This window comes from Aeromonas sp. CU5, from assembly GCF_002586745.1.
In the GTDB taxonomy this organism is placed as follows: Bacteria; Pseudomonadota; Gammaproteobacteria; order Enterobacterales; family Aeromonadaceae; genus Aeromonas; species Aeromonas sobria.
Map to the genome: position 1 here is coordinate 3,533,072 of NZ_CP023817.1, position 25,153 is coordinate 3,558,224.

The following is a 25,153-nucleotide window of genomic DNA, read 5'->3' on the forward strand; positions in this document are numbered from 1 at the left end:
GCTGATAAGTGACCCACTCTGTCCCGCGGGACAGCTCTGTCTCAACACCGTTTTGTGTTGACCCGGACGAATGGAAACGGTCCGGATTGCTGGTGCACCGAGAGTCGTAAACGGTGTGAAATGCTCTCAGTCTACAGCGCAAAAAGGCTGGTGAACAAATATTCACCAGCCCTAGCCTGTTTTATCAGGCTAATCTACATAAATGCAGATTATTTGATCTCAACAGAAGCACCAGCTTCTTCAAGCTGCTTCTTCAGAGCTTCAGCTTCATCTTTGGAGATGGCTTCTTTCAGGTTGGTCGGTGCAGCTTCTACCAGGTCCTTGGCTTCTTTCAGGCCCAGGCCGGTGGCAGCACGTACAGCTTTGATAACGGCAACTTTGTTGGCGCCAGCAGCGGTCAGTACTACGTCGAACTCGGTCTTCTCTTCTACTGCTTCAGCAGCCGGACCGGCAGCAACAGCAACAGCGGCAGAAACACCGAACTTCTCTTCCATAGCTTCGATCAGCTCAACAACTTCCATTACAGACATGGAAGCAACGGCTTCGATGATTTGGTCTTTAGTGATAGACATGACAAAAATTCCTGATGTTGAATAAACTCAAACAGCCTAAATAGGCGAGAATCAAGCAGCAGCTTGTTTCTGATCACGCACAGCAGCGATGGTACGAACCAGCTTGCCAGCAGAGGCTTCTTTCATAGTCGCCATCAACTTCGCAATTGCTTCGTTGTAGGTCGGCAGCGTGGCCAGACGATCAATTTGTGCTGCGGCGATAAACTCACCGTTAAAAGCGCCAGCCTTGATTTCGAACTTAGGGTTCGCTTTGGCAAAATCTTTGAACAGACGAGCAGCAGCGCCCGGGTGTTCGTTAGAGAATGCAATCAAGGTAGGACCAGTCAATACGTCGTTCAGGCACGCGTAATCGGTGCCTTCAACTGCACGACGCAGCAGGGTGTTACGCACTACGCGCATGTACACACCGGCTTCGCGAGCGGTTTTACGCAGGACGGTCATCTTATCAACAGTAACACCGCGAGTATCGGCGATTACTGCAGACAGAGCGCCTTTGGCAGCTTCGTTGACTTCAGCAACAATTGCCTTTTTGTCTTCGAGTCCCAATGCCATTGGCATAACTCCTGGATTGAATCTGAGTCTCATGACTCAGTACTGACACATCCCCCCTACCTTTACAACAGAGGGGAACGATGCGGTAGCAGGATTCCAGAAGAGAAAGAATCTTTCTCGCTGGGTTTCCGGCACCGTCTACGCAGGAAAAATTAAGGCGTTTAACGCCACCTGCGGTCTTGGACGGAGGTCGAAACCCCCAACCAATCAAGGCGCAAAATTATAGATTAAATTTTGCGCCTTGTAAAATCCATCAATTAGATCTTAGCTTCCAGAGTCGCTTGATCTACAGCAACACCGGCACCCATGGTGGTGGAGATGCTGACTTTCTTGATGAATACACCTTTGGCGGAAGAAGGTTTGCCTTTTTTCAGGGCAACCAGCAGAGCTTCCAAGTTTTCTTTCAGCTGACTTTCGTTGAAAGAAACCTTACCCAGAGTGGTATGGATGATACCATTCTTGTCATTACGGTAACGAACCTGACCCGCTTTAGCGTTCTTGACTGCTTCAGCAACGTTAGGAGTTACAGTACCAACTTTCGGGTTCGGCATCAGGCCGCGCGGGCCCAGGATCTGACCCAGTTGACCAACAACACGCATGGCATCCGGGGATGCGATAACGACGTCGAAGTTCATCTCGCCTTTCTTGACCAGATCGGCCAGGTCTTCCATACCTACCAGCTCAGCACCGGCTGCTTTAGCAGCTTCGGCGTTTGCGCCTTGGGTAAATACGGCAACGCGTACATCACGACCGGTACCGTGCGGCAGTACAGTAGCACCACGTACGTTCTGGTCAGATTTACGAGCGTCGATACCCAGGTTGACAGCAACGTCAACGCTTTCAACGAACTTGGCAGTAGCCAGTTCTTTCAGCAGGGCAATGGCTTCGTTGATGGAGTACTCTTTGGTACCGTCAACTTTTTCGCGAATAACGCGCATACGCTTGGAAAGTTTTGCCATTGTCTTAATCCTCCACTACCAGACCCATGGAACGAGCGGAGCCTGCGATGCAACGTACTTTTGCATCCAGATCGGCACCGGTCATATCCGGCTCTTTGGTCTTGGCGATTTCTTGCAGCTGGGCTACGGTCACCTTACCAACCTTGTCTTTGTTCGGCTTGGCAGAACCAGACTTGATACCGGCAACTTTCTTCAGCAGGAAGGACGCTGGAGGAGTCTTGGTTTCGAAGGTGAAGGAACGGTCGCTGTAAACGGTGATCACGACCGGAGTCGGTGAACCTTTTTCCAGCTTCTCTGTACGAGCGTTAAACGCCTTACAGAATTCCATGATGTTCACACCGTGCTGACCCAGAGCAGGACCAACGGGAGGGCTGGGGTTAGCACTGCCAGCCTTAACTTGCAGCTTGATATAAGCTGTGACTTTCTTAGCCATTAGAAAAATACCTCAGATATGGGTTCTAGCGCCTCGGAGACATGCTCCTGCAAACGGCTCCCCAACTAAATAAAGGGGCAGCGAATTATAGAGATATTCGCTGCCCCTGACAACAGTTGAACGTACGAAATTCAATCAGCCCTTTTCGACCTGACCAAAATCCAGCTCAACAGGAGTAGAACGACCGAAGATCAGTACAGAGACCTTCACGCGGCTCTTCTCATAATCCACCTCTTCAACGGTACCGTTGAAGTCAGCAAACGGACCATCGGCAACCCGCACCATTTCACCCGGTTCAAACAGGGTTTTCGGACGCGGCTTGTCTTGGGCATCCTGCAGACGGTTGAGGATAGCATCGGCCTCTTTATCAGAGATCGGCGCTGGACGGTCAGAAGTACCGCCAATGAAGCCCATTACACGGGGTACATTACGCACCAGGTGCCATGTGGTTTCATCCATCAACATCTGGACCAGGACATAACCCGGGAAAAATTTGCGCTCACTCTTGCGCTTCTGGCCAGCACGCATCTCGACCACTTCTTCAGTCGGGACCAGTACTTCACCGAACATGTCTTCCATGCCATGCATCTTGATATGCTCACGCAGGGATTTAGCTACACGGCCTTCATAGCCGGAGAATGCCTGCACGACATACCATCTCATACGTTGTTCACGTTGTTCAGTCATGGCTTATCCTTACACACCGGTAATCAGGTTGACCAACCATACCAAGGCACCGTCCAGTACGAACAGCAACAAACCCATCACGGCGGTCACCGCCAGCACAATCAGGGTTGTCTGAATGGCTTCCTGACGGGTTGGCCATACGACCTTGCGGACTTCCAGGCGAGACTCACGGGCAAATGCCAGTGTGTTCTTTCCCTTGGTGGTTTGCAGGGCTACTGCACCAGCAGCAGCAATGACAACGACCACACCCAGGGCGCGGACGGCAGCGATGACATCGTTGAGCAGGTAATTACCCACTACAGCGGCCGCCAGGATAATGAAAACCAGGCCCCACAGCAGGGTATCCTTGCTTCCGCCCTGGCTCTCAGAACTAACACTCATACAACCCACCTGTATCTGACGTAACCTAAGACACAAAAGCCCCGTACGAGACGAGGTATATGGCAGGGGTGGCAGGACTCGAACCCGCAACCATCGGTTTTGGAGACCGCTGTTCTACCAATTCGAACTACACCCCTACATAAGAAAGCCCCTATTATAGGGGCTTTGCTTTATTTATGTAAGCCAAAGATTAGGCGATTACGCTAGCTACAACACCAGCACCTACGGTACGGCCACCTTCACGGATAGCGAAACGCAGGCCGTCGTCCATCGCGATCGGCGCAATCAGGGTAACAACCATTTTGATGTTGTCGCCTGGCATTACCATCTCTACGCCTTCCGGCAGTTCGATGGTACCGGTCACGTCGGTTGTACGGAAGTAGAACTGCGGACGGTAGCCCTTGAAGAACGGAGTATGACGACCACCTTCTTCTTTGGACAGTACGTACACTTCAGATTCAAACTTGGTGTGCGGCTTGATTGAGCCCGGCTTGGCCAGTACCTGACCACGCTCTACGTCTTCACGCTTCACGCCACGCAGCAGTGCACCAACGTTCTCGCCTGCACGACCTTCGTCCAGCAGCTTACGGAACATTTCTACACCGGTACAGGTAGTAGTCACGGTATCTTTGATACCAACGATTTCTACAGACTCACCTACTTTAACGATACCGCGCTCTACACGACCGGTAACTACAGTACCGCGGCCAGCGATAGAGAATACGTCTTCGATTGGCATCAGGAACGGCAGGTCAATTGCACGCTCCGGCTCAGGAATGTAGGTATCCAGGTGGCCAGCCAGCTCGATGATCTTCTCTTCCCACTGCGCTTCGCCTTCCAGCGCTTTCAGCGCGGAACCACGAACTACCGGCAGGTCATCACCCGGGAAGTCATATTCGGTCAGCAGTTCACGAACTTCCATCTCAACCAGTTCGAGCAGCTCTTCGTCATCTACCATGTCGCACTTGTTCATGAACACGATCATGTACGGGATACCAACCTGGCGACCCAGCAGGATGTGCTCACGAGTCTGCGGCATCGGGCCGTCAGTCGCTGCTACTACCAGAATTGCGCCGTCCATCTGGGCAGCACCGGTGATCATGTTCTTAACATAGTCGGCGTGGCCCGGGCAATCTACGTGTGCGTAGTGGCGGATCGGGGTGTCGTATTCTACGTGGGAGGTGTTGATGGTGATACCACGCTCACGCTCTTCCGGTGCCTTGTCGATCTGGTCGAAGGCGAAAGCTTTACCACCGTAGGCCTTGGCCAGTACGCTGGTGATAGCTGCAGTCAGGGTGGTTTTACCGTGGTCAACGTGGCCGATGGTACCCACGTTTACGTGCGGTTTGTTACGCTCAAATTTTTCTTTAGACATGATCGTCCCTCTAAACTAACGCTGAGTACGCGGTGGCAAGCTAACCACAGAACAGTTGATAAGATGGGTTTGAATCTGGTGGGGAAGAGAGACTGGAGCTGACAGGCAGATTCAACTGCCGACCTCAACCCGAAGGCGTGGTCAATGATATCGTTTGAGCCATATCAGCATCTTGGAGCGGGCAGCGGGAATCGAACCCGCATCATCAGCTTGGAAGGCTGAGGTAATAGCCATTATACGATGCCCGCATTTCTCTAACCCAAAGAACTCAAACCGCAGAGAAATATGGTGGAGGGAGAAGGATTCGAACCTTCGAAGGCAGAGCCGTCAGATTTACAGTCTGATCCCTTTGGCCGCTCGGGAACCCCTCCAGATGCCAGATTGTCACAACGGTAATTCTGCTTGCACCCGTTGTTTTTATCGCTTTTGCAGGGCAAATAGACGACAGACATTCAAGCGTCGCGCATTTTATTGTAAGGATTTGGGGGATGCAACCACTGAGCTGGGCAAAATATGCTTTATTGCCGGGAAAATAACAAAAAAATGGCGGCAACCCCGCCAATCCTGCCACGTCCCTTGTCGCCCCCCCCCCCTTGGTGTATGGTCGCCGTGCCCAAGAAACAGTGATGACACCATGACGAAAGAGCATAACCCCTATCTGCAATTTACCCGTGAACAATGGGCGTTATTGCGCGATTCGGTTCCCCTGACCCTGACCGAACACGATCTGCAGACCCTGCGCGGGATCAACGAGAAGGTGTCATTGCGGGAAGTGGAAGAGATCTACCTGCCCCTCTCCCGCCTGCTCAATCTCTATGTCAAAGCCAAACAGCGCCGCAGTCGGGTGCTGGAGCAGTTCCTCGGCCAGTCCCGTGGCAAGGGCACCTATATCATCAGCATTGCCGGCAGCGTGGCGGGGGGCAAAAGCACCACAGCCCGCATCTTGCAGGCGCTGCTGGAGCGCTGGCCGGAGCATCCAAGGGTGGAGCTGGTGACCACCGACGGCTTCCTCTACCCCAACAAGGTGCTGGAAGCACGCGGCCTGATGCGCCGCAAGGGGTTCCCGGAGTCCTATGACATCCGTCATCTGGTGGAGTTTGTCACCGACCTGCGCGCCGGTCACGAGAAGGTCGAGGCGCCGGTTTACTCTCACCTGATCTACGACATCATTCCCGATGAGAAGAAGGTGGTGGAGCAGCCGGATATCCTGATCCTGGAGGGGTTGAACGTGCTGCAAAGTGGCATGGATTATCCACAAGAGCCCCATCGGGTCTTTGTGTCAGATTTTGTCGACTTCTCCATCTATGTCGATGCAGAAGCCGAACTGCTGCGCACCTGGTATATCGAGCGATTCCTCAAGTTCCGCAGCGGCGCCTTCTCGGATCCCGACTCTTACTTTCATCACTATGCCAAGCTGGCCGAAAGCGAGGCAACCCAGATCGCCAACAACCTCTGGAAAGATATCAACCATCTGAACTTGCAGGAAAATATCCTGCCAACCCGCGAGCGTGCCAACCTGATCCTGACCAAGGGACAAGAGCACGCCATCGAGCAGATCAAACTGCGCAAATGATGACAGCGTTTACCGGATAACGAAGAGGGGGCCCGCAGGCCCCCTCTTCGACATTTGCCATCATCAAACCGCCTCAATAACGGTCAGTCGCCCCGGCGCAGGGAAATCTCCCCCCCCAGATAGAACTTGATCCCCTCCTCTGTCTCGAGCCGCAGGGCACCGCGATCGTCGATGCCACGGGCGATGCCGCGGATCTCCTGATCCCCCATCAACAGACGCACCGGGCGACCGGCAAAGTGATCGAGCCGGTTCCAGTCCTCGACAAAGTGCGACAACCCGTGTTGCTCGAAGTCCACCAAGGCTTGCTGCAGGTAGCAGAGCATTCGGGCAGCAAGCTGATTGCGGCCCACCAGTTCCGACTGAATATGACGTAGCTCGGACCAGACCTGATCGATTTTCTCCCCCTCGCGGGCTGGCATCGCCAGATTGAGGCCAATCCCAATCACCAGATGACAGCTGGCACCAGCACTGCCGCTCATCTCCACCAATATACCGGCCAGCTTGCGCCCCTGATAATAGAGGTCGTTCGGCCATTTGAGCTCGACACCTTGATAACCAAGGGATTCCAATGCCTGAACCACAGCCACCCCGACCGCCAGACTCAGCCCCATGGCCGCCGCCATTCCCTGCTCCAAGCGCCAGTACATGCTAAGGATCAGCTGGCAACCAAAGGGGGAGACCCATGGCTTGCCACGACGACCACGACCGGCGGTCTGGCACTCGGCCAGGCAGCTCTCGCCGGATTGCAACCGGCTTACCCGTTCCAGCAAATACTGGTTAGTAGAGTCGATCACCGGGAAGCAGTGCACCGGCGCCATGGGGGCCAGCGCCTGTAATGTCCCCTGCTCATAGAGTGCCATCGGCACCGCCAGCCGGTAGCCCTTGCCGGTCAGACTGAACAGATCCAGCCCAAGCTCCTTGAGCGCCGCCATGTGCTTGCTCACTGCCGCCCGACTGATACCAAGTTGCTCGCCCAGCTGCTCACCGGAGTGAAACTGACCGTCGCTGAGCAAGGTAATCAGGGTCTGCCTGATGGGGGTCAAGGTCATGAGAGCACCTCATCGAGCCAGGTTTCGCCCTGTGGCCCCATAAAGCGCACCTCGTGCTCCAGCACCACGCCGAACTTCTGTTCCACACTATCGCGGACATGAGCCGCCAGCGCGATCAGCTCCATGGCACTGGCGCCCCCCAGATTGACCAGCACCAGTGCCTGCTCCTGATGAACAGCGGCGCGGCCGATAGCGAACCCTTTCAGACCGCACTGATCGATGAGCCAGCCAGCGGCCAGCTTGGCCTGCCCCTCGCTCGCCGGATAGCAGGGCATCTGCGGGTAGCGCGACTTGAGATTCTCCGCCAGCGCGGCGGGCACCAGCGGATTTTTGAAGAAACTGCCAGCGTTGCCGAGCACCGCGGGATCCGGCAGCTTGGCCATGCGGGTGGCACAGACGGTATCGAAGATGGCCTGGGCCGAAGGAGAGTCACCAAGTGCCGCCAGCGGGCCATAGCCCAACACCGGCTGCCACGCCTTGGGCAGCTTGAACCCGACGGCGGTGATCAGGTGGGAATCCTGATATTCATGCTTGAAGATGCTATCGCGATAACCGAAACGGCACTCTGCCGCAGCGATCCGCTCGACCTCGCCACTATGCCAGTTGAATGCCTCGACATAGGTGCAGAAGTCAGCCAGCTCGACCCCGTAGGCACCGATGTTCTGCACCGGCGCCGCACCGACCGTACCGGGAATAAGCGCCAGATTCTCCAGCCCATACCAGCCCTGCTGCAAGCTATGGCGCACCAGCTGATGCCAATCCTCCCCCGCCGCCACATGAAGCAACCAGTGATCGCCACAATCTTCAGCTGCAATTCCCTTGAGTCGGTTGAGCACCACCAGGCCGAGAAAATCGCTGGTGAAGAGCACATTGCTGCCACCACCAAGATTCAGACGGGGGAGCAGACTCCGCTCGGGATCGCTACGCAGGGTAACCAGATCGGTAACCTGCTCCACCTCGGCCAGCCAGAGGCAGTGCGCATCGAGGGCAAGGGTGTTGAGCTTCAACAAGGAGGCGTTGGCATTCAGTTTCATCAGTCTATCCCGGCTTGGTGCAAGGGCGCAGTCTACCTCAAGTTGGTCGGTGACGAAAAACCCGAGATCTTTTCTCGCGAATAACAGTGGGTTAGAGTAGACCGCTTCAACTATTGAGGATGAACTCATGAACAACCAGTTTGCCGTCATCGGCCTGGGTCTGTTTGGCAGTGCGCTATGCGAAGAGCTGCAGCGGCAGGATGCCGAAGTGTTGGCTATCGACATCGACGAGAGCAAAACCCGGCAAATCGCCGCCCTCTGCAACCATGTGATCGTGGCGGATGCCACCGACGAGGCAACCGTTGCCGAGCTGGGACTGGCTAATTTCGACATCGTCTTCGTCGCCATCGGTGACAACCTGGAGACCAGCATCCTCACCACGCTCGTTCTGAAGGAAGCGGGGGTGAAGAAGGTGTGGGTCAAGGCGCGCGACAAGTTCCACGCCAAAATTTTGCAGAAAGTCGGTGCCGACAAGGTGATCAATCCCGAGTGGGATATGGGGCGCCGGGTCGCCCAGAGCATGCTGGATAACCGGCTGTTCGACTATCTGGAGCTGGGGCACGACATGGTGCTGACCGAGTTCGTCATCGGCCTGCCGCAAAATGGCAAGGCGCTCGGTGACCTCCACCTGTTGCAGCAGAGCGACTTCCAACTGCTCGCCATCAAGCGCGGTGAGGTGCTGCACAACGTGCTGACCGGCAAGATGGCGCTGCAACTGGGTGACATCCTGATCCTGGCAGGCAACAAACACGCCATCGACCGCTGGCTCGAAACCCTATGATCAACTGGCGCAGCAGCTACGCCTTTGCCCTTCATCGGGAGCGCGACTCCCGCTGGAGCGAGGCTCGGCTGATCCTCGGCAGCTTCCTGATCATTCTGCTGGTTGGCACCATCTTTCTGGTGCAACCCTCCAGCCACAATGGCGAGGTCACCTTCGTCAACGCCCTGTTCACCGCCACCTCAGCCATCAGCGTGACTGGTCTTGGCGTGGTGGACACCGGCACAGCCTTCACCCTGCAGGGGCAGATTTTCCTGCTGATGCTGATGGAGATCGGCGGGCTGGGTCAGATGACCATGACCCTGTTGCTGATCGCCATCTTCAGCAAGCGGGTCGGCTTGCGCCAGCAGGTACTGGCCAAGGAGGCGCTGGGACAGGAGGGCTCGGTCAATATCATCCAGCTGGTCAAACGCATCGTGCTGTTCGCCTTTATTGCCCAACTGATCGGCACCGGCATCATGGCGATCCGCTGGGTGCCGGAGCTGGGCTGGGTGCACGGCCTCTATGTCAGCTTCTTCCATGCGGTATCGGCCTTCAACAACGCCGGTTTTTCGCTGTTTGCCAACAATCTCATCGACTATAGAGACGACCCCATCATCAGTTTGACCATCGCCGGTCTGCTGATCCTGGGGGGATTGGTTTCACCGTCATCGTCGATCTGGTGCGCAACCGCAGTTGGCGCAAGCTGAAGCTGCACAGCAAGCTGATGCTGCTGATGACCCCGGCCCTGTTGCTGGTCGGTACCCTGATGTTCTGGCTGCTGGAACACAACAACCCGGGCACCCTCGGCAACGCCAGTATCGGTGGCCATCTGCTGGCGGCCTTCTTCCAGTCTGCCAGCGCCCGTACCGCCGGTTTCAATACCATAGATATCGGGCTGATGACCCCGGCGGCCCTGTTGTTCCTGATGATGCTGATGTTTATCGGGGCCGGCGCCACCTCAACCGGTGGTGGTATCAAGGTGACCACCTTCGCGGTAGTGCTGCTGGCGACCAAGGCGTTTCTGACCAAGCGGCCCCATGTCACCGCCTTTGGCCGCACCCTGTCGCCCCAGATCGTGACCCGCTCGCTGGCCATCATCATCGTCAGCACCATGGTACTGATGCTGGCGATGTTCCTGCTGATGGTGACCGAGGATCTGCCGTTCGACAAAATCATGTTCGAGACCATCTCGGCATTTGCCACCGTTGGCCTCTCGACCGGCATTACCGCCTCTCTCAGCGAGCCGGGCAAGCTGATTCTGGTGCTGGTGATGATCTGCGGCCGTCTCGGCCCGCTCACCCTGGCCTTTATGCTGGCCCGCCCGGTCGAGACCCGCATCCGTTATCCGGAAGAGAACGTCTACACCGGCTAAGTGGTGCCATGCCATTACCGCGATAAAAAGAGAGAGGGGCTTATGGCTCCTCTCTCTTTTTTCAGCTGGCGGCGCATCAGCCGATCAGCTCATCAACTAATCAGCCAGCACTCACCCTCACACGGTCAGGCCGCCTTGCTTCTGGCGGGTCGCTTGCCCGTGCTTTTGCGAGGAGCCCCACCAGCGCCGCTGCTCGCCGGACTCTTGCGCTTGGTAAAGCGCCGCTTGCTGGCACCCGGCGCCTCCTTGGGCAGGGCGCTGAAGCTGGCGCCGGAGTCCTGCCGCGCCCCCTCGATCAGGCCGTTGAGTTGCTCGGTGAGCGGCCCCATAAACTGCTGGTAACTACCGTGGCGCTCGGCAATCTGGCCGAGGTGCTGCTCCCACAGCGCCGTCATATCCGGCGTGGTGGCCGTGGCAGGCAGCGCCTGCACCAGCGCCCGCCCGGTCGGGGTCGCCTTGATGCTCTTGCCCTGACGCACCAGAAAACTGCGCCTGAACAGCAGGTCGATAATGCCCGCTCGGGTCGCTTCGGTGCCAAGACCGTCGGTATCGCGCAGGGTCTTGCGGATCTCGGGATCCTGCACATAGCGGGCGATGCCGGTCATGGCCGCCAGCAGGGTGGCATCAGTGAACGACTTGGGCGGCTGGGTCATCTTCTCCAGCAGCTCGCCCCGCTCGCACAGCAGTTGCTCCCCCTCCTTCAAGGCAGGCAAGGTGCCCGCTTTCTCTTCGTCGTCATCCTCCTCCACCCCGAGCAGTGCCTTCCAGCCCGCCTTGAGAATACGCCGCGCCTTGGCCTGAAACAGACCACCGGCGATGCGCAGCAGTACCTTGCTGTCGTTGTATTCGAACGGCGGATAGAACTGCAGCAGGTACTGGCGGGCTACCAGGCTATAGACCTTCGCCTCGTCAGCCCCCAGCGTGGCGGGGTTGCCCTGCTTCTCGGTGGGGATGATGGCGTGGTGAGCATCCACCTTGCTGTCATTCCACGCCTTGCTGCGGATCTTGCCATCAGCCTCGGCCACCGCCTTGGCCAGCGTGGGCGCCGTGGCGGCAATAGCGCCGCGCACCTGCTCGGCCCGCTTGAAGTGGTCGGTCGGCAGATAGCGGCTGTCGGAGCGCGGATAGGTGATGAGCTTGTGGCGCTCGTAGAGGCTCTGGCAGATGTCGAGCACCCGCTTGGCATCCATGCCGAACCGCTTGGCGGCATCGATCTGCAGGCTGGAGAGGTTGTAAGGCAGCGGCGCTCCCTGCTTGCGGGCCTGCTCCTCCACCGATTCGACCTGAGCCGGCTGGCCGTTGATCCGGCTCACCACCTTGTCGGCCAGCGCCCGGTTGAGCACCCGCCCCTCCTCATCCTGCCACGGCAAGCAGGCTTCCGACGGCAGCCACTTGGCGGTGAAGCGCTCGTTGCTATCGGTCAGCAGGTGGGCCAGCACCTCGTAGAAGGGTTTGGGCACGAAGGCCTCGATCTCGAGATCCCGCCGCACCACCAGCCCCAGCAGCGGGGTCTGCACCCGGCCGACCGAGAGCAGCTCGCTGCAACCGGCCTTGCGCCCGAGCAGGGTATAGGCGCGGGTCATGTTGATGCCATAGAGCCAGTCGGCCCGGCTGCGGGCCAACGCGGAGACCGCCAGCGGCACGAACTCCTTGTTGTCTCTGAGCTTGTCGAGGGCACGGCGCACCGCGGGGGGGTTGAGATCGCTGATCAGGCAGCGCTGCACCGGCTTGGTTTTCGGATAGCCGAGAAAATCGATCACCTCGTCCACCAGCAGCTGCCCTTCCCGGTCCGGGTCACCGGCGTTGACCACACAGTCCGCCTGCTTGATCAGTCGCTTGATAACGGTGAGCTGGGTTTTGGTCTTGGGCTTGGCCACCAGCTGCCACTGGGCGGGGATGATGGGGAGATGCTCCATCCGCCACTGCTTGAAGGCGGCGTCATAGGCATCGGGCTCAGCCTGTTCCAGCAGATGGCCGATACACCAGGTGACCACATCCCCCTGGGCTGTTTCGATAAAACCGTCGCCCTTCTTGTGGGGCTTGGGCAGGGCATCGGCAATGGCGCGGCCCAGCGTGGGCTTCTCGGCGATAAAGAGTCGCATCGGTGGCTACCTGCAATACTGTATATGTAGACAGTATACAACTGCCGCCGCGAAAGCCCAACTGCTCCTATTGGTCGAACGGGTGATCGTGGATGGCGGCAAACAGCCGCACCTGATTAAGCAGCGGCGCATAGTGGAAGGCATTGTCGCCATCTTCCGCCAGCAGGTAGTCGGTCAGCTGTTCGCGCACCGCCTCTTGCAGGGTCTCCAGCTGCCACGGCTTGGCAAGGTAGTAGTGCAACCCGCCGCGATTGACCGCCTCGACGGTAGCCTCCAGCCCCGCTTGCCCGGTCAGCAGCAACTTGCGGCTGGCTCTGGTCGCGGCGCGCTGGTTCAGCTCCACCAGAAAATCGACCCCCAAGGTCCCCGGCATAATGTGATCACAGAGGATCAGCGCAAGCTTGTTGCCGTCGCTCTCCCACTCCTCCACCACCGCCCGCGCCTCATCGACGCTCTCGGCAGCCTCCAGCTCGAAGTGGGAACGGAACGGGGCGAGATCGTGGATCACCGCATCCAGCACCTCCCGCTCATCGTCCACACACAGGATCAGATAGTGTTTGTTCATTGCTCCTCCTTGGCGACATGGTTTGGCACGCCGCGCGATTGATGCTGGCGACGGCTCAGGCAGCATGCTCCTTGTGGCGAGGATCGCCCCCATAACTGGCCTGCCCCATGCCGTCCAGCGGCAGACAGACCCGCATCCGGGTGTAGCGGCCCGGCTCGGAGGCCACCTCGATCCGGCCATGGTGCTGCTGAACTATCTGCAGCGAGACGCTCAGGCCAATGCCGAGGCCGAAATGGCCCTCCCGCTTGGTGGTAAAGTTGAGATCGAAGATCCGCTGCCACAGCTCGGGCTCGATGCCGCAACCGCTATCCTCGATCTCCACCATGGCCCACTCGGGATCCAGCAATCCGGTACGGATGGTGAGCCGCCCCGGGCCGCTCATGGCATCCAGACTGTTGGCGATCAGGTTGGTCCACACCTGCTGCAGGGCAACGGGGTGGCAGCGTACCAGCGGCAGCGGCTGGTACTCCTTGCAGAGCTCATGATGCTTGAGGCGGTTTTCGAAAATCATCAGGGTATCTTCCAGCCCCTCGTGCAGGTCCAGCAGCGAGGGTTCGGCCCGATCCTGCCGAGCATACTGCTTGAGGCTCTTGACCAGATCGCCGATGCGACGGGCACACACCTCGATATTGCGCAGGAAGCTGCCGGTCTGCTGGAACAGCTCCAGCCGGGAGAGCAGCGCCGCCCGTTCGGCGACGGTGCGGCTGGCAAACCAGCGCTGCCAGTTCAGCTCGTCATCCAGATTCATCTGCACCGCCAGCCGCGCCTGCTGACGATCGCCAAAACGCCCCTCCGCCTGGCGGGTCTTGTCACGGATCTCGCTGGTCGAGACCGGCTGGGTGGTCAGCGCCTGACAGAGGGTCTGATTACCCAGCCCCTTGATGGCGGCGGGCAGCTCGAGATTGACCAGATCGGGGATGGCGGCCCGCAGGGTCTTGCTGCCACGGATAATGGCCGCCACCGGGTTGTTCAGCTCGTGGGCGACCCCCGCCACCAGCTGCCCCAGCATCGCCATCTTCTCGCTCTCCACCAGTTGGGCGTGGGCGGCATCGAGGGAGTTGAGGGTCTGTTGCAACCGCATCTCGGTACGGATGCTGTTTTGCAGGCGGCGGTTGAAGTGGCGCAGCAGCAGATTGGTAAAGGAGGGGAGCAGTTCGCTGCGCGCCTGCATCACCCGGGAGAATTGCAGCTTGTCGAGCTTGATCACCTCGGCGCCGGTCAGGGTCACTGCGGTGGTAAAGGCGGGTTCGCCAGTCACGAAGGACATGCCCCCACCAGCGAGCCGGTACGGTAGTGCACCACCTCCTGATCGATCCCCTGCTCGTCCCGCTTGCGCAGCACCACCTCCCCCTTGGCGATAAACCAGAGGAAGCTGTTGGGCTCCCCCTCGCGGGTCAACACATGGCCCGGACTGTAGTGGCGGCAGACCTGCCCCTCGTCGTTGCCATCGAAAAACTGATAGAGGCCGTCGATCACCACCCGCGACAGCTCTTCATCGCTGCAACGGGTGTAATCCATAAAGCCCTGCCGATAGGCCGCCAGCTGGCGATCGACGTGGGCCCGCAGCAGCTTCTGGTTATCGAGCACGGCGGCATAGCTCAGCAGGTCAGCCTCGGGCTGAAGCAGCACAAAGTGGCTGGCCTGCTCGATCACCGCCCGGCGCATGCTGCCATCGCGCCAGGGGCGTTGCAGGTAGTAGTCGAGACGACCGAGGTTGACCGCCTCGATGATCGATTTCATCTCCGGCTGGCTGCCCAGCAGGATCTTGCGGCACGCCTCGTGACGGTTGCCGAGGCGGATCAGAAAATCGGCCCCTCGCCCATCCCCCAGATCGCTGTCACACACCACCACGGCGGGTGGTTGCCCCTTGCGATCCAGCTCGTCGAGGGCCAGCTCCGCCGACTCCTGCCCGACCACCACCACCAGCGCAAAATGGCCGAGCAGCGGGGCCAGCTCCTGTTCGAATTCGGCCAGCAGTTGCACGTTGGCGGCGACACACAGCAGCGAGAAAGGGCTCATCAGCGACACTCCGTTGTGGCTCACTGCTCACTATATCAACAAATCTTGTGGGGTTTTGCGAGGAGGCTAACAGCTGGCGTGGAAAGTGTAAAAATCGCTCAATCGGCGATTTATTGAATAAAATTCGAGTTATTAGTCAATATGGAAATAAAAGACAAAATGTGACGACAGTCAAAAATATAAACCATGATGGAGGTCAACGCCTTATCCCTGTCATTACTACTACTATTGGGCTAGTACTATGTTGGTAAAAATTGACCACAGGAAAACGCCGCCATGATTGGAAAACTGATAAGAAAAACCTGGTTCTGGCTCCTGCTGCTCGGGGCCCTGCTGGGTGTCGCGGCACTGGGTGTCACCGTGACCGTGCTGCACAAGACCAGCTCCACCGAATTCTGCGTCTCCTGCCACTCCATGCAGACTCCGCTCGCCGAGTATCAGGGCAGCATCCACTTCCAGAATCCCAAAGGGATCCGCGCCGAGTGCGCCGACTGCCACATCCCGGGCGACCCCACCTCCTACCTGTGGACCAAAGTCCGCGCCGTGAAGGATATCTATCACGAAGCGATCGGCACGCTCGACACGCCTGAGAAATACGAGGCCCACAAGCTGCGGATGGCCCAATCCGTCTGGGATGAACTGAAGGCCAACGACTCCGCCACCTGCCGCAGCTGCCACAGCTATGCGGCGATGGACATTCTGGCCCAGCGCCCCAATGCCCGTGCCGAACACCCGGTCGCCATCAAGGAGGGTCAGACCTGTATCGACTGCCACCGCGGTGTCGCCCACATCATGCCTGACATGAGCGGCCTGGCTGCCGCCGGTGCCAGCGAACTGGCGCAGGCTGCGGCCCAGACTCCGGCCAACGTCACCACCCGTTACGCCATCGCTACCACCCCGCTGTTCCTCGATGCCGCCGCCAAGACGGACGAAGGCACCCTGATGCCCTCCACCAGGGTGGAAGTGCTGGCCAATGAAAACGGCCGCGCCAAGGTACAGATAGAAGGCTGGCAACAGGATGGCGTGAGCGAAGTGTTCTACGCCGCACCGGGCAAACGGATCCTCAGCGTACTGGTCGGCGATACCGCCAAGAAAGCGCTGGTCACCGGCCAGAGCGAAACCGACAGCACCACCAACCTCACCTGGCATCAGGTCAAGCTGACCGCCTGGGTCGACCAGACCCAGCTCATCGGCGATCAGGGCAAGCTGTGGCAATACGCCTCCACCCTGATGTCCAACAACTGTACCGGCTGCCACGGCCTCACCGCGCTGGATCACTTCAATGCCAACCAGTGGATCGGCGTCATCAAGGGGATGGAATCTCGTACCTCCCTGACCCCGGAACAGGCTCGCATGCTGACCCAGTATGTCCAGAAACATGCCAGTGACATGAGCGCGGCCCACTAAGGCTGGAACAGAGGAACACCGTTATGACTTTTTTCAACGACAACAAGACCAATCTGTCCCGCCGCAACCTGCTCAAGGGCCTCGGCGCCTGCGCAGCCCTGCCCCTGCTCGGCGGTATTTTTCCCAAGAGTGCGCTGGCGCAAGCCATCAGCACCGCATTGAGCCAGTTCCCGACGCTGGTTCCCGCCCAGAAGGGCATTCTGACCGGCGCCCACTGGGGTGCGTTTGAAGCGGTCGTCGAGGATGGCCGCATGGTGCGGGTCCAGCCGGTGGCCGATGATCCGGCACCGAACGCTCTCATCGACATGGCACCGTTCCAGGTGCACGCCAAGAACCGCATCAAGTACCCCATGGTACGCAAGAGCTGGCTGGAGCACGGCCCGGGGGCCAAACCCGAGCTACGCGGCGCCGACCAGTGGGTGCGGGTGAGCTGGGACAAGGCGATTGAACTGGTGGCCGGTGAAATCCAGCGGGTCCAGACCGACTTCGGCCCGCAGGCAATCCACGCCGGTTCCTACGGCTGGAAGAGCGTCGGCATGTTCCACAACAGCCGCACCCTGCTGCACCGCCTGATGAACCTCTCCGGCGGCTTCACCGGTTATGCCGGTGACTACTCCACCGGCGCGGCCCAAGTGATCATGTCCCACGTGATGGGCTCCATCGAGGTGTACGAACAGCAGACCGCCTGGCCCAATGTGGTCGAGAATGCCGAACTGGTGGTGCTGTGGGGGGTCAACGCTCAGGTCACCCTGAAAAACAGCTGGAATATTCCGGACCACGAAGGGCAGGCTGGCTTTATGGCCCTCAAGGAGAAGGGCACCCGCATCATCAGCATCGACCCCATCTACAACGAGACTGCCAAGCTGGTCGGCGCCGAGTGGATTGCCCCGAACGCCTACACCGACGTGGCCATGATGCTGGGTGTGGCCCACACCCTCTATACCGAACAGAAACACGATCAGGCCTTCCTCGATCGCTACAGCGTCGGCTTCGACAAGTTCCTCGCCTACCTGCTGGGCAAGGATGACGGTCAGCCGAAGAGCGCCGAGTGGGCAAGCACGGTCTGCGGCGTCGATGCCAAGGTAATTCGCCAGCTGGCCCTCGACATGGCCGCCAAGCGCACCATGATCATGGCCGGTTGGGGCATGCAGCGTCAGCAGCACGGCGAACAGCCCAACTGGATGCTGGTGACCCTGGCCGCCATGCTGGGCCAGATCGGCCTGCCGGGCGGCGGCTACGGTTTCAGCTACCACTACTCCTCCGGTGGCAGCCCCACCGCCAAGGGCGGCATTCTGGCGGGTATCTCCGCCGGTAACGCACCGAAGAACAGCCCGGCACCGATCCCGGTGGCCCGCATCGCCGACTGTCTCGCCAACCCGGGCAAGACCATCGACTTCAACGGCCGCAAGGTGACCTATCCGGACATCAAGCTGGTCTACGTGGCGGGCGGTAACCCCTTCCACCACCATCAGGACACCAACAACCTGCTGCAAGCGTGGCGCAAGCCGCAGACCGTGATCGTTCACGAGCCTTACTGGACGGCCACCGCCAAGCATGCCGATATCGTGCTGCCGGTCACCACCAGCTACGAGCGCAACGATCTGGAGATGGGTGGCGACTACTCCCAGCGCTATGTGTTCCCGATGCACCAGTGCGTGCCGCCCCAGCACGAGTCCCGCAACGACTTCGATATCTTCAGCGCCATCGCCGCCAAGCTGGGTGTGCAGGAGCAGTACACCGAAGGCAAGGACGAGATGCTGTGGCTCAAGCAGATGTACGATGGCATGGCGGCGCAAGCCCGTGGTGCCCGCGTGGCGCTGCCGCCGTTCAACATGTTCTGGGAGTCCAACAACTACATCCGCTTCCCGATCCCCGAGGCAAACCGCCAGTGGATCCGTCACGCTGATTTTCGCGAAAACCCGCTGCTCAACCCGCTCGGTACCCCGTCCGGCAAGATCGAGATCTTCTCCAACACTGTGGCGGGAATGGGTTATGCCGACTGCGCCGGCCATCCCAAGTGGTATGAGCCCAAGGAGTGGGTGAAGAGCGAAGTGGCGGCGCGCTATCCGCTGTCGCTCAACACCGCCCACCCGACCCAGCGGCTGCACTCCCAGCTCGACAACACCCCGCTGCGGGACAAGTTCGCCATCGCCGACCGCGAAGCGATCATGATCCATCCGCAAGATGCCAAGGCCCGTGGCATTGCGCAGGGGGATCTGGTGCGCGCCTTCAACGAGCGCGGCCAGATTTTGGTGGGCGCCCTGCTCTCCGAAGATGTGCGTCAGGGGGTGGTGCGGATCTGCGAAGGGGCCTGGTACGACCCGGCCAAGCCGGGCGAAGCGGGTAGCATCTGCAAGAACGGCAACGTCAACTGCCTCACCTTCGACGAAGGCTCGTCCAGCCTGGCGCAGGGCAACTGCGGCCACATGGCCCAGCTGCAGATCGAGAAGTACACAGGCCCGGTGCTGGCCAACACCGCCCACGCGGTACCGGCCAACGGCTAAGGCAGTTGCAACCCAATAAAAACGGCGCCATCAAGGCGCCGTTTCTTTATCTGTCTGCCAAAGAGCACACGGTGTCGGGACGGATTTAAAAATCCCCTTCCTCCATATACTCCTGCGCGCACTCCACCAGTTGCGGCCACAGCTCTTCCGGCACCCAGGCGTCCGGGTCATCTTCATCCCCGTCGTACTGGCTCCAGAAATAGCAGCGCAGGCCGGAGGCGAACTCGTCGCTGATCTCGGCCAGCTCCGAGAGCGGCCCCAACCAGGCGATGCGACGCAGACCGGAGGCGAGATCGTTGATGGCATCCATCAGGGTGCGATCATCGAAGCTCTGCTCCACCAGCAGGGTGAAGCGCTCCCGCGCCTGCTCGGTCTGATCTTCCTCCAGCTCGCCCACCTCGGCCAGCAGGTCGACAAAATCTTCCAGCAGGAACGCGATCAGGCCATCCCTGTCTTCAAACCACTGGATCTGGGCGCCCTTGACCCCCAGCACAGAGGCATCAAATGAATCGTCAAGGTGACACAGTGCCCACGGATCGTCGGTCATGCTTCTCTTCCTCAGGCTAAAACAAATGCCATATGTTATGCCTAGCTCTCGACTCTTGCCACCTTGGGCAACGAGAGGGAGGCAGCCAGACCGCCCAGTTCGGCGCGGCCCATGATGAAACTGCCCCGATAGGCTTCTGCCAGATCGGAGACAATATTAAGACCCAGCCCGGAGCCCGGCACCTTCTCGTCGAGGCGTACTCCGCGCAGTACCGCCTTGGCGATCTGATCCTCGCTCATGCCAGGGCCATCATCCTCGATACGCAAGGTGATCCAGCCCCCCAGCTCGGCGCTGGAGATCCGCAGCTGAGTAGCCGACCATTTGAAGGCGTTTTCCAGCACGTTACCCACCATCTCGTCGAAGTCCTGCTCCTCCACCCCGACCGCCAGATTGGCGGGCACCTGCAGATCCACCACCTTGCCCGGATAGAGGCGGGAGAAGGCGCGGCAGATGTACTCCACCCGCGCCCGCACCGGCGTCGAGACCCCGAGGATTTTGGCAGCGCCGGTCACCCGCGCCTTGCCAAGGTGGTAATCGATGTGGCGCTGGATCTGGTCGAGCTGCTCGCCGATGGCGGCCTGATCTTCCGGCGGCAACTGGGCCACCTGATTGCGCATGATGCTGAGCGGTGTCTTGAGGGCGTGGGCCAGATTACCGGTGTGGGATCGCGCCCGTTGCAGCAGCTCGCCGTAATGGTGCAGCAGCCGGTTGATATCCTCCACCAGCGGCTGGATCTCCAGCGGATAGCGCAGGCGGAATCCCTCCTGATGGCCCTGATGGACATAGCCCAGCTCGCGACGCAGCAGATGTAATGGCCGCAAGCCATAGAGGATCTGGAACATAAAGCCGAGCACCAGACCGGCGGCAGCAAAGCCGAGGCCAAGGAACAGGCTGATACGGGTTTTGCTAAGGGTCAACGTCAGGGCACTGCTGTCCTTGGCCATCACCAGGGTGAACACCCGATCGGAACCAGGCAGCAGCACAGTACGGGTCATCACCAGCAAGGGCTCGCGATTGGGCCCCTTGCCGACAAACAAATCCGGATCGCCGAAGGCGGACTTGAGCCCCTCGGTTTTCAAATTGGTATCCCACAGGGAGCGAGAGCGTCCCACCACATCGTGGCCCAGCTCCAGCTGCCAGTAGTAGCCTGAATAGGGCTGGTTAAAGCGAGGGTCCGTCATCGCCTCGGTGACTACGGGCAAGCCATCATGCTGCACCTCGATCCGGGCGAGCAGATCATAAACCTGCAAACGCAGGCCGTCGGCTTCCGCCTCCTGCCAGTAGTTGCGCATCATAGTCTGCAGACTGAAGCCGGTGGCGAACAGAAACAGCCCGCACCACACCAGCGCAATGGCAAGCAGTCGCCCCCGCAGGGTTCTGACCAGCCTCATTCGTTGATCCGGTACCCGAGGCCGCGCACCGTTTCGATCAAATCGGCATGGGTCTTCTTGCGGATCCGGCCGATGAACACCTCGACGGTGTTGGAGTCGCGGTCAAAATCCTGAGCGTAGATGTGGTCGATCAGCTCGCTGCGCGACACCACCTTGCCCCTGTGCTGCATCAGGTAACCCAGCACCCGGAACTCGTGGGCGGTCAGCTTGATGGGGGTGCCTTCGTACCACACCTGCGATGCCGCCATATCGAGCCGCACCCCGCCAATCTCCAGAATGGAGCTGGCGTTGCCCGCCGCCCGCCGCACCAGTGCCTGCACCCGCGCCACCAGCTCGGCCACCTGGAACGGCTTGGTCAGGTAGTCATCAGCACCGGCGTTGAGCCCCTCGATCTTCTCGTGCAACTGGCCACGGGCGGTCAGTACCAGCACAGGGGTATCGATACCCTTGCTGCGCCACTCTTTCAGCACGCTCAGGCCATCGCGCCCCGGCAAACCGAGATCGAGAATAATGGCATCATAGGGCTCGGTCTCACCGAGAAAACCGGCGTCGTTGCCATTGTGGCAAAGATCGGTGACAAAGCCGGAGAGGCGCAGCTGTTCAGCCAACTGCCCCGCCAGCGTTTTTTCGTCTTCAACAATCAGAATTCGCATCAACAGGCTTCCAAACAGAGGTTATTCATCACCCTCGACCGATGGCTTGGGCGGCTCGAACAGCCGCTCCAGATGGTGGCCCTTGGCCCACACCAGCTCAAGGTTATCTGCCCGATAGGCAACCTTGATCACGCTATTTGCCCGATCGATAACTCGCAGTTCATAGAGCCAGATACCATCCTCTTCCCCCAGATCTACCCGCAACACCCGCACCGGCAATCTGGCCGCCACCTCCATCATTTCATGGAATGGCCGAACCCGTCCCTCATGGACAGCTTGCTGCAGCTGGGCTTCATCAGGCGTGACCGCCTGTGCCAGCACCGGCAGCAATAACCCGAGCAGAGGGAGCGCTCTATTCATGGATGATTCATCTCCAAAAACCTAACATAATGGCGTTTATAGTCTGCCAGCCATGAATCCGGAATGAATATGATCCCGCGCAGTTTCCTGCTGATCCTTTGTCTGTTGAGTGCCACAAGCTGGGCGGCCCAGAGCCGTCTCGACATGGCCAGGCTGGTCAAACTCCTGCTGGCGCAAGGGTATCACGACATTCGGGAAGTGGAGCTGGAAGGGGACAAATTCGAGGTCAAAACCCTCAATCGCCAGGATCAGAAGGTGCATCTCATCATCGATGCCTACACCGGCGAAATCAAACAACAAGAGGCCGATTAGGCCTCTTTTGCATTCCAGCGTCCCCGTAATGGGCGCAGCAGCTTCTCTCGCCTCGGCCAGAGCAGGGCACAGGCCAGCAACAGGTAGATGAGGGGCTCCCCCCAACCGCTCTTGAGCGACCACCAGTAGTGCACCGGCACCAGCAGGGAGATGGCATAGACCCAGTTGTGCAACTTCTGCCACACGGCCCCCATTCTGCGCTGCAATGCGGGCAGCGAGGTGATGCTGAGGGCGGCCAGCAGCAGCAGTGCCACCATCCCCACCACTATGTAGCTGCGCTTGACCAATTCGCCGCCAATCAGGCCCCAGTCAAACTGCAGATCCAGCCCCAGCCACGCCATGAAGTGGAGCAGCGCCCAGGCAAAACACCAGAGCCCGAGGGGGCGGCGCAGCTTGATAAGCTGCCCCTGCCGCCAGCGCTTGGCCAGCGGCGACACCAGCAGGGTGAGCAGCAGCAGGTTGAGCGCCCCCTTGCCGAGGTAGTGGATAAGCTCGGGCACCGGATCCCCGCCCAGCAGGCCCGCCGGAATGGCAAACCCCAGCCAGAGCAGAAAACCGAGGGAGCCCAGATGCACCAGCGCTCGCAAGCCGCTGATATGGGCCGGTTTCAATCTCAGTACCATTGGCGCAGATCCATCCCCTGATAGAGCGAGGCGACTTCGTCACCATAGCCGTTGAACATCAGAGTCGGCTGACGCTTGGCGCCAAACAGCCCGCCCTCGCCGATAAAGCGCTCGCTGGCCTGACTCCAGCGCGGGTGATCCACATGCGGATTGACGTTGGCGTAGAAGCCATATTCGTTGGAGGCCAACAGGTTCCAGGTAGTGGGTGGCATCTCCTCCACCAACCGGATCGAGACGATGCTCTTGATGCTCTTGAAGCCATACTTCCACGGCACTACCAAGCGGATCGGCGCGCCATTCTGGGCGGGCAGAGTCTTACCGTAGAGCCCCATCGCCAGGAAGGAGAGCGGATTCATCGCCTCGTCGATACGCAGCCCCTCCACGTAGGGATACTCGATGCCGCCCCCCAGACTCGAGGCCTGCCCCGGCAACTGTTTCGGATCAAACAGGGTCTCGAAGGCAACAAACTTGGCGCGACTGGTGGGCTCGGCGCGGCGAATGAGCTCCGCCAACGAGATGCCGTTCCAGGGCAGCACCATGGACCAGGCTTCGACGCAGCGCAGCCGGTAGATCCGCTCCTCCAGCTCGGTTTTGTTGATGAGATCCCACACGTCGAGGGTAAAGGGCTTGGCCACCTCCCCTTCCACCTTGAGGGTCCAGGGTTCGGGCTTGAGGTAATGGCCGTTACGAGCCGGGTCGGACTTGTCGGTGCCCAGCTCATAGAAGTTGTTGTAACTGGTGGCCTTCTCTTCCGGTGTCAGCACCAGATTGGCCGGGCGCTCCGCTGGCTTGCTGTTAAGCGGCTTGGTCACGGGCTTGGCAGCACTCTGGTCGCCACGCAGCAGATCGAGCACACCGGCCTGAGTGGGAAACGCCAGGGTGGCAGCGCCCAGACCCAGCCCCTTGAGAATAAGGCGGCGATCCTGATAAACGGCTTCCGGGGTGACATCCTGTTCGGTGAGGGGGTGAGCGGCACGACGCTTAATCAACATGAAAAACTCCCGGGGCTAAGTAAGGCGATATGGATAAGACCCGCCCCGGCAGATTTTAATTTCACACAAATTTACATCATGTGGTGCAGGGGTAGTGCCTTGGCCATGGTGCCGACCAGAAACAGGACTACGAACACCAGCAGGGGGACGATCACATTGGGCACCATCAGACTCACTCCATGAGCAGGACAGGGCCTCTAACTATGGTCGACCGTTTGACCGGTCACCAATGAATTTTTTTCGCGAGCGCAAGCGTATTCCCGAGTTGAAAGGGGTGATGAAGATCACACACAATTCGCCCCCCGCTTGCCGCCCCGATTGCCGGAGGTAGGCTGCCCTTTTTGCGAAGCCAACTAAAGAGTCACCCCATGAGCCCACTGATCGCCATCGCTATCACCACTGGAATTCTCTCCGCCATCTGGGGCTGGATTGCCGTCGCGTTCGGCCTTATCTCCTGGGTCGGCTTCCTCGGCTGCACCAGCTATTTCGCCTCCAGCGGTGGCTACAAGGCGCTGCTGCAGACCATCTTCTGCAACACCAGCGGCATGTTGTGGGCGCTGTTGCTGATCCATGGCGACAGCCTGTGGGGGGCGGGCGTGGCGGGTTATGTGATGACAGGTGTGGTCGCAACCCTGATGTGCGTGCAGGCCAAGCAGCAGTGGCTCGGCTACATTCCCGGCACCTTTGCCGGTTGCTGCGCCACCTTCGGCGCGGCTGGCGAGTGGCGGCTGATCCTGCCCTCCCTCATCATTGGCGCCTTGTTCGGCTATCTGATGAAAGCGAGCGGCCTCTGGCTCTCCCATAAAACCCAGAAAGCTGACGCCGCTCCGGCTGTGATTGATCCCGCCTGATTTCATTCACTCGCCAGATCATCGGCGCACCCTTGAATTCAGCTACCCGATGAAGGCGAGCGGCCTCTGGCTCTCCCATA

Annotated in this window: 25 protein-coding genes, 3 tRNA genes and 1 pseudogene; 7 read left to right on the forward strand and 22 right to left on the reverse strand. The window is 59.4% G+C overall.

Annotation, left to right across the window (positions count from 1 at the left end; all coding sequences use genetic code 11):
- Window positions 1-209: 209 nt before the first annotated feature.
- From rplL to CK911_RS15850, 10 genes are all read right to left on the reverse strand, one after another.
- Window positions 210-572, reverse strand: coding sequence for a 50S ribosomal protein L7/L12 (rplL, locus tag CK911_RS15805; protein WP_042019315.1), 363 nt, complete (start codon window positions 570-572; stop codon window positions 210-212).
- Between the two features lie 51 nt (window positions 573-623).
- The gene (rplJ, locus tag CK911_RS15810; RefSeq protein ID WP_042019317.1) at window positions 624-1,124 is read right to left on the reverse strand and encodes a 50S ribosomal protein L10; all 501 of its coding nucleotides are present in this window, start codon (window positions 1,122-1,124) and stop codon (window positions 624-626) included.
- Window positions 1,125-1,381: 257 nt separating this feature from the next.
- Window positions 1,382-2,083: a 50S ribosomal protein L1 gene (gene rplA, locus CK911_RS15815; RefSeq protein WP_042019318.1), complete on the reverse strand. Its 702-nt coding sequence runs from the start codon at window positions 2,081-2,083 to the stop codon at window positions 1,382-1,384.
- 4 nt (window positions 2,084-2,087) lie between these two features.
- Window positions 2,088-2,516: a 50S ribosomal protein L11 gene (gene rplK, locus CK911_RS15820; RefSeq protein ID WP_042019319.1), complete on the reverse strand. Its 429-nt coding sequence runs from the start codon at window positions 2,514-2,516 to the stop codon at window positions 2,088-2,090.
- Window positions 2,517-2,651: 135 nt separating this feature from the next.
- Window positions 2,652-3,203, reverse strand: coding sequence for a transcription termination/antitermination protein NusG (gene nusG, locus CK911_RS15825; protein ID WP_042019321.1), 552 nt, complete (start codon window positions 3,201-3,203; stop codon window positions 2,652-2,654).
- A 9-nt stretch (window positions 3,204-3,212) separates the two neighbouring features.
- Window positions 3,213-3,584: a preprotein translocase subunit SecE gene (secE, locus tag CK911_RS15830; protein ID WP_042019322.1), complete on the reverse strand. Its 372-nt coding sequence runs from the start codon at window positions 3,582-3,584 to the stop codon at window positions 3,213-3,215.
- Window positions 3,585-3,644: 60 nt separating this feature from the next.
- Window positions 3,645-3,721, reverse strand: a tRNA-Trp gene (locus tag CK911_RS15835).
- A 53-nt stretch (window positions 3,722-3,774) separates the two neighbouring features.
- Window positions 3,775-4,959, reverse strand: coding sequence for an elongation factor Tu (gene tuf / locus CK911_RS15840; protein ID WP_068978300.1), 1,185 nt, complete (start codon window positions 4,957-4,959; stop codon window positions 3,775-3,777).
- A gap of 173 nt (window positions 4,960-5,132) precedes the next feature.
- Window positions 5,133-5,207: transfer RNA gene (locus CK911_RS15845), tRNA-Gly, on the reverse strand.
- Window positions 5,208-5,245: 38 nt separating this feature from the next.
- Window positions 5,246-5,330: transfer RNA gene (locus tag CK911_RS15850), tRNA-Tyr, on the reverse strand.
- Window positions 5,331-5,593: 263 nt separating this feature from the next.
- Here CK911_RS15850 and coaA point away from each other — a divergent pair.
- Entirely contained in the window at window positions 5,594-6,532 is a 939-nt protein-coding gene (gene coaA, locus CK911_RS15855; RefSeq protein ID WP_098971128.1) for a type I pantothenate kinase, read from the forward strand.
- 83 nt (window positions 6,533-6,615) lie between these two features.
- Here the strand turns inward: coaA and birA are convergent, their stop codons facing one another.
- Window positions 6,616-7,581: a bifunctional biotin--[acetyl-CoA-carboxylase] ligase/biotin operon repressor BirA gene (gene birA, locus CK911_RS15860; RefSeq protein WP_098971131.1), complete on the reverse strand. Its 966-nt coding sequence runs from the start codon at window positions 7,579-7,581 to the stop codon at window positions 6,616-6,618.
- Window positions 7,578-8,615, reverse strand: a complete 1,038-nt coding sequence (murB, locus tag CK911_RS15865) for a UDP-N-acetylmuramate dehydrogenase (protein WP_098971134.1) — start codon at window positions 8,613-8,615, stop codon at window positions 7,578-7,580. The genes birA and murB overlap by 4 nt, the downstream gene beginning before the upstream one ends.
- A gap of 127 nt (window positions 8,616-8,742) precedes the next feature.
- Between murB and CK911_RS15870 the strand changes: the two genes are divergently transcribed.
- Together CK911_RS15870 and CK911_RS15875 are read left to right on the forward strand one after the other, a co-directional pair.
- Window positions 8,743-9,396: a TrkA family potassium uptake protein gene (locus CK911_RS15870; RefSeq protein ID WP_042017933.1), complete on the forward strand. Its 654-nt coding sequence runs from the start codon at window positions 8,743-8,745 to the stop codon at window positions 9,394-9,396.
- Window positions 9,393-10,747, forward strand: a pseudogene (locus CK911_RS15875) (TrkH family potassium uptake protein). The gene CK911_RS15870 and the pseudogene CK911_RS15875 overlap by 4 nt, the downstream one beginning before the upstream one ends.
- A gap of 125 nt (window positions 10,748-10,872) precedes the next feature.
- Here the strand turns inward: CK911_RS15875 and CK911_RS15880 are convergent.
- The 4 genes from CK911_RS15880 to CK911_RS21540 all read right to left on the reverse strand — a co-directional run bounded on the left by CK911_RS15880 (window position 10,873) and on the right by CK911_RS21540 (window position 15,433).
- On the reverse strand, window positions 10,873-12,849 hold the full coding sequence (locus CK911_RS15880; protein ID WP_098971137.1) for a DNA topoisomerase III: 1,977 nt from the start codon (window positions 12,847-12,849) through the stop codon (window positions 10,873-10,875).
- 67 nt (window positions 12,850-12,916) lie between these two features.
- Complete coding sequence (locus CK911_RS15885; RefSeq protein ID WP_098971139.1) at window positions 12,917-13,414, reverse strand: response regulator; 498 nt, start codon at window positions 13,412-13,414, stop codon at window positions 12,917-12,919.
- 55 nt (window positions 13,415-13,469) lie between these two features.
- Entirely contained in the window at window positions 13,470-14,681 is a 1,212-nt protein-coding gene (locus CK911_RS21535) for an ATP-binding protein (protein ID WP_253860335.1), read from the reverse strand.
- Entirely contained in the window at window positions 14,669-15,433 is a 765-nt protein-coding gene (locus CK911_RS21540; protein WP_253860336.1) for a cyclic nucleotide-binding domain-containing protein, read from the reverse strand. Before CK911_RS21540 ends, CK911_RS21535 begins: the two co-directional genes overlap by 13 nt.
- A 276-nt stretch (window positions 15,434-15,709) precedes the next feature.
- Between CK911_RS21540 and CK911_RS15895 the strand changes: the two genes are divergently transcribed.
- Both CK911_RS15895 and torA read left to right on the forward strand, forming a co-directional pair.
- A complete protein-coding gene (locus tag CK911_RS15895) occupies window positions 15,710-16,840 on the forward strand; it encodes a NapC/NirT family cytochrome c (RefSeq protein WP_098971142.1) in 1,131 nt (376 codons plus the stop codon).
- A gap of 23 nt (window positions 16,841-16,863) precedes the next feature.
- On the forward strand, window positions 16,864-19,344 hold the full coding sequence (gene torA, locus CK911_RS15900; RefSeq protein ID WP_098971145.1) for a trimethylamine-N-oxide reductase TorA: 2,481 nt from the start codon (window positions 16,864-16,866) through the stop codon (window positions 19,342-19,344).
- An 85-nt stretch (window positions 19,345-19,429) separates the two neighbouring features.
- Here torA and CK911_RS15905 read toward each other — a convergent pair whose 3' ends face one another.
- Genes CK911_RS15905 through CK911_RS15920 form a run of 4 tightly spaced genes read right to left on the reverse strand, consistent with a single transcriptional unit; the run spans window position 19,430 to window position 22,295 of the window.
- Complete coding sequence (locus CK911_RS15905) at window positions 19,430-19,891, reverse strand: hypothetical protein (RefSeq protein ID WP_098971148.1); 462 nt, start codon at window positions 19,889-19,891, stop codon at window positions 19,430-19,432.
- 41 nt (window positions 19,892-19,932) lie between these two features.
- Complete coding sequence (locus CK911_RS15910) at window positions 19,933-21,282, reverse strand: sensor histidine kinase (RefSeq protein WP_098971149.1); 1,350 nt, start codon at window positions 21,280-21,282, stop codon at window positions 19,933-19,935.
- The gene (locus tag CK911_RS15915; RefSeq protein WP_042017947.1) at window positions 21,279-21,935 is read right to left on the reverse strand and encodes a response regulator transcription factor; all 657 of its coding nucleotides are present in this window, start codon (window positions 21,933-21,935) and stop codon (window positions 21,279-21,281) included. Before CK911_RS15915 ends, CK911_RS15910 begins: the two co-directional genes overlap by 4 nt.
- 21 nt (window positions 21,936-21,956) lie before the next feature.
- On the reverse strand, window positions 21,957-22,295 hold the full coding sequence (locus CK911_RS15920; RefSeq protein WP_042017948.1) for a PepSY domain-containing protein: 339 nt from the start codon (window positions 22,293-22,295) through the stop codon (window positions 21,957-21,959).
- A gap of 63 nt (window positions 22,296-22,358) precedes the next feature.
- On the opposite strand from CK911_RS15920, the gene CK911_RS15925 reads away from it, so the two are divergent.
- Window positions 22,359-22,607 (forward strand): PepSY domain-containing protein, encoded by a 249-nt coding sequence (locus CK911_RS15925; RefSeq protein WP_098971150.1) that lies wholly within the window; start codon window positions 22,359-22,361, stop codon window positions 22,605-22,607.
- On the opposite strand, the gene msrQ is transcribed toward CK911_RS15925, so the two are convergent.
- On the reverse strand, window positions 22,604-23,230 hold the full coding sequence (gene msrQ, locus CK911_RS15930) for a protein-methionine-sulfoxide reductase heme-binding subunit MsrQ (RefSeq protein ID WP_098971153.1): 627 nt from the start codon (window positions 23,228-23,230) through the stop codon (window positions 22,604-22,606). The genes CK911_RS15925 and msrQ overlap by 4 nt on opposite strands.
- Window positions 23,221-24,222 carry a protein-methionine-sulfoxide reductase catalytic subunit MsrP gene (gene msrP / locus CK911_RS15935; protein WP_098971155.1) on the reverse strand — a complete coding sequence of 334 codons (1,002 nt, stop codon included), beginning with the start codon at window positions 24,220-24,222 and terminating at the stop codon, window positions 23,221-23,223. Before msrP ends, msrQ begins: the two co-directional genes overlap by 10 nt.
- Window positions 24,223-24,590: 368 nt before the next feature.
- Between msrP and CK911_RS15945 the strand changes: the two genes are divergently transcribed.
- Entirely contained in the window at window positions 24,591-25,073 is a 483-nt protein-coding gene (locus CK911_RS15945) for a DUF1097 domain-containing protein (protein ID WP_098971160.1), read from the forward strand.
- The last annotated feature ends 80 nt before the right edge of the window (window positions 25,074-25,153 follow it).

What these genes read in the sequence shown, in the direction of transcription:
- rplL (WP_042019315.1), bottom strand. Translation starts at nt 572, where the DNA reads ATGTCTATCACTAAAGACCAAATCATCGAAGCCGTTGCTTCCATGTCT.
- rplJ (WP_042019317.1), bottom strand. Translation starts at nt 1,124, where the DNA reads ATGGCATTGGGACTCGAAGACAAAAAGGCAATTGTTGCTGAAGTCAAC.
- rplA (WP_042019318.1), bottom strand. Translation starts at nt 2,083, where the DNA reads ATGGCAAAACTTTCCAAGCGTATGCGCGTTATTCGCGAAAAAGTTGAC.
- rplK (WP_042019319.1), bottom strand. Translation starts at nt 2,516, where the DNA reads ATGGCTAAGAAAGTCACAGCTTATATCAAGCTGCAAGTTAAGGCTGGC.
- nusG (WP_042019321.1), bottom strand. Translation starts at nt 3,203, where the DNA reads ATGACTGAACAACGTGAACAACGTATGAGATGGTATGTCGTGCAGGCA.
- secE (WP_042019322.1), bottom strand. Translation starts at nt 3,584, where the DNA reads ATGAGTGTTAGTTCTGAGAGCCAGGGCGGAAGCAAGGATACCCTGCTG.
- tuf (WP_068978300.1), bottom strand. Translation starts at nt 4,959, where the DNA reads ATGTCTAAAGAAAAATTTGAGCGTAACAAACCGCACGTAAACGTGGGT.
- coaA (WP_098971128.1), top strand. Translation starts at nt 5,594, where the DNA reads ATGACGAAAGAGCATAACCCCTATCTGCAATTTACCCGTGAACAATGG.
- birA (WP_098971131.1), bottom strand. Translation starts at nt 7,581, where the DNA reads ATGACCTTGACCCCCATCAGGCAGACCCTGATTACCTTGCTCAGCGAC.
- murB (WP_098971134.1), bottom strand. Translation starts at nt 8,615, where the DNA reads ATGAAACTGAATGCCAACGCCTCCTTGTTGAAGCTCAACACCCTTGCC.
- CK911_RS15870 (WP_042017933.1), top strand. Translation starts at nt 8,743, where the DNA reads ATGAACAACCAGTTTGCCGTCATCGGCCTGGGTCTGTTTGGCAGTGCG.
- CK911_RS15880 (WP_098971137.1), bottom strand. Translation starts at nt 12,849, where the DNA reads ATGCGACTCTTTATCGCCGAGAAGCCCACGCTGGGCCGCGCCATTGCC.
- CK911_RS15885 (WP_098971139.1), bottom strand. Translation starts at nt 13,414, where the DNA reads ATGAACAAACACTATCTGATCCTGTGTGTGGACGATGAGCGGGAGGTG.
- CK911_RS21535 (WP_253860335.1), bottom strand. Translation starts at nt 14,681, where the DNA reads ATGTCCTTCGTGACTGGCGAACCCGCCTTTACCACCGCAGTGACCCTG.
- CK911_RS21540 (WP_253860336.1), bottom strand. Translation starts at nt 15,433, where the DNA reads ATGAGCCCTTTCTCGCTGCTGTGTGTCGCCGCCAACGTGCAACTGCTG.
- CK911_RS15895 (WP_098971142.1), top strand. Translation starts at nt 15,710, where the DNA reads ATGATTGGAAAACTGATAAGAAAAACCTGGTTCTGGCTCCTGCTGCTC.
- torA (WP_098971145.1), top strand. Translation starts at nt 16,864, where the DNA reads ATGACTTTTTTCAACGACAACAAGACCAATCTGTCCCGCCGCAACCTG.
- CK911_RS15905 (WP_098971148.1), bottom strand. Translation starts at nt 19,891, where the DNA reads ATGACCGACGATCCGTGGGCACTGTGTCACCTTGACGATTCATTTGAT.
- CK911_RS15910 (WP_098971149.1), bottom strand. Translation starts at nt 21,282, where the DNA reads ATGAGGCTGGTCAGAACCCTGCGGGGGCGACTGCTTGCCATTGCGCTG.
- CK911_RS15915 (WP_042017947.1), bottom strand. Translation starts at nt 21,935, where the DNA reads ATGCGAATTCTGATTGTTGAAGACGAAAAAACGCTGGCGGGGCAGTTG.
- CK911_RS15920 (WP_042017948.1), bottom strand. Translation starts at nt 22,295, where the DNA reads ATGAATAGAGCGCTCCCTCTGCTCGGGTTATTGCTGCCGGTGCTGGCA.
- CK911_RS15925 (WP_098971150.1), top strand. Translation starts at nt 22,359, where the DNA reads ATGAATATGATCCCGCGCAGTTTCCTGCTGATCCTTTGTCTGTTGAGT.
- msrQ (WP_098971153.1), bottom strand. Translation starts at nt 23,230, where the DNA reads ATGGTACTGAGATTGAAACCGGCCCATATCAGCGGCTTGCGAGCGCTG.
- msrP (WP_098971155.1), bottom strand. Translation starts at nt 24,222, where the DNA reads ATGTTGATTAAGCGTCGTGCCGCTCACCCCCTCACCGAACAGGATGTC.
- CK911_RS15945 (WP_098971160.1), top strand. Translation starts at nt 24,591, where the DNA reads ATGAGCCCACTGATCGCCATCGCTATCACCACTGGAATTCTCTCCGCC.